This window comes from Kitasatospora sp. NPDC004669 (assembly GCF_040609455.1).
Lineage (GTDB): Bacteria > Actinomycetota > Actinomycetes > Streptomycetales > Streptomycetaceae > Kitasatospora.
Window position 1 is genome coordinate 1 of record NZ_JBEXKB010000200.1, and the last position, 2,362, is coordinate 2,362.

At 71.8% G+C, this 2,362-nt stretch carries 1 protein-coding gene and 1 pseudogene; both read left to right on the forward strand.

Annotated elements, in window-relative coordinates; translation table 11 throughout:
- Positions 1–82, forward strand: a pseudogene (locus ABZW30_RS46850) (CDP-alcohol phosphatidyltransferase family protein); the annotation flags it as partial.
- Positions 83–533: 451 nt separating this feature from the next.
- Positions 534–2,123, forward strand: coding sequence for a replication-relaxation family protein (locus tag ABZW30_RS46855; protein ID WP_355677470.1), 1,590 nt, complete (start codon positions 534–536; stop codon positions 2,121–2,123).
- The last annotated feature ends 239 nt before the right edge of the window (positions 2,124–2,362 follow it).

Below are 2,362 nucleotides of genomic sequence, written 5' to 3' on the forward strand. Positions count from 1 at the left end.
CGCGATCGCGATGATCACCGACCTGTTCGACGGTGAACTCGCCCGCCGCAAGGGCCTGGTCACCGACTTCGGGAAGATCGCCGGGTTTCCTTGATGGCCCATCAAGGAAACTCACCAACACCTTGATGACCTCGGTGAGTTTGGTCGGAGTGCTTCTGTTCCCCCTGCCGTCTCCCCCTCCGTACCCCCTACCGGCCCTCTCGCGTCGGATGCGGGAAAACGGGCAGGTCAGTGCCCGAATCCGGGCCGCCACCGCATTCTGACAACCCTCTTCTCCCGTCTTTCTGCTTTTGGTTTGGTTTGTGGTTGTGGCGTTGTCGGTTGGTCGGTTCGGGTTGTTGCACCTGCGGTGGGCTTCTCCTTTTCTCGCGTCCGGCTGGTGCCGGCCGCTCGCTGCTGGGGGGTGGCGGCGGGGGCCGGATCGAGGTGGTGGGAGAGGGCGCGGCGCGCGGGCCCGGAACGGGCTTGGCCGCTGTCAGGAGCGCCGGATATCCCTCAGAGGCAGCAGCGACCACGACCACCGGGAGACGCCCGTGAGCACCCGTCAGAGCCCCGCCCTGCCCGACGACAACGACGACCAGGCCGACGCCGTCGAACCACCGCAGCCGTCCCGGCCGGGACGGACCGCGTTCCGGCGCGGCGCCGCCAACCCGAACGGCTCGACCAACGCCCTGCGCTCCGACGTCCTCGGCGCGCTCGGCGTGCTCAAGGTCGCCACCGCCGATCAGCTCCAGCGACTGCTGCGCCCGGGGGCGGCGTCGAACACCGTGATCCGGCAGGCGTTGCGCGATCTCGCCCTGCACGGCCTGGTCGCCTCCGACGGCAACACGAAGGACCGGCACAAGACCTGGCGGCTGGAGGGCACGGCCGGGCTGGAGGCGGCCGGGCAGGTGCTCGGCCTGCCTCGCTCCGACATGGGCGGAACGGCGCGGGGTGCCGGGCGCTCCGGTGCCCAGCATGCGATGGCGGTCAACGAGACGATCGCCGCGTTCGTCCTGGGCGGCACCGCGCCGGACGCCCCGGGCGGGGTGGGCGCCGTGACCGACTGGGCGACCGAGGTGGAATTCACGCTGCCGGGCGGGAAGCGCAAGGTGCGCCCGGACGGCGTGTGGCAGGCGGCGGAGATCGGGGTGCCGGTCCTCATGGTCGAGGTCGACCGCTCCACCATGGCCCCGGCCGACGTCGCCGCGAAGTTCCCCCGCTACCGCGAGCTGTTCCGCACCAAGGTCCGCGATAACGACCCCGCCCTCGCCGACCGGGAGCCGGCCGACCGGACGGTGCACTGGTGGCGCCGTACCTGGCCCGGCCACACCCGCGCCGGGTACCCGCCGGTCGCCCTGGTCGTCACCGACGCCGGACCGGTCGCGCTGGCCAACCGGCAGCAGGCCGTCGCGGACCTGTCCGCCGACTGCTGGCGCGGCCGGTGGCGCAGGGAGGTCCGCGACTACAACGACGATGGGTGGCGCGAGTACGACGACGCCGTGCCCATCGTCGCGACCACCCTGGAGCTGCTGGCCGAGCACGGGCCGCTCGGCCCGGTGTGGTGGCGCTTCGGCCGCCCCGGCCGGCACTCCCTCATCGAGGCGCTGGAGAACCCGAACAACCGGGCCGCCTACGACCTGCGCCAGGCCGCCCGCGAGGACGAGGAGCACAAGGCCCACCAGGAGCTGATGGACTCCCTGGTCTGCATCGACTGTGGCGACGTTCCCGAGGAGGAGAGCACCTGGGAGTACGGCCCCGAAGGACGGGTCGAGTGGACCCGCCGCCCCGGCGGCCGCTGCTGGACCTGCCACCAGGAACACACCCAGCGCCTGGAACGGGAGGCCGAAGAACAGCTGGAAGCCGCCCGGGAGGCGAATGCCGCGCTGCGCCCGTGCTGGACGTGCCGGGGCTCGATCGGCGGGAAGGCCGGCTCGAAGCTGGAGCTGCGCCAGGAGGCCGGCTCCGATCGGCTGGAGTGCCCGGGGTGCGTGCAGGCCCGCGCCGCAAAGGGCTTGGGCCCGCTGGTGCTGCCCGCCCCGACGAAGCGGGAGCTGGTGGCCGCGCTGGTAGCGACGCCGAGCGACCCGTGGTGGGAGATCCGGCAGCAGCATGCTCGTGACTACCCGCACCGCAAGGCGTAGGACTGGCGGTGGGCTGGGCCGGTGCCGGGTCGTGAGTGGCACCGATTGGTGCTGAACCGAACTACGAGATCCTGGCGGTTGGCGCCGTCCAGGCGGGAGCCAGTAACCCGCGGTGACGCGGCCCTGGATGGCAAGGACGAGGATGGGTGCAGATCTTGTGAGGGTGCCTCGTTGGGGTGATTTCCGGGGACTTGCCAGTGTGGCGGACCTGGCGGACTTCTAGCGTCGTCGGCGTCGAG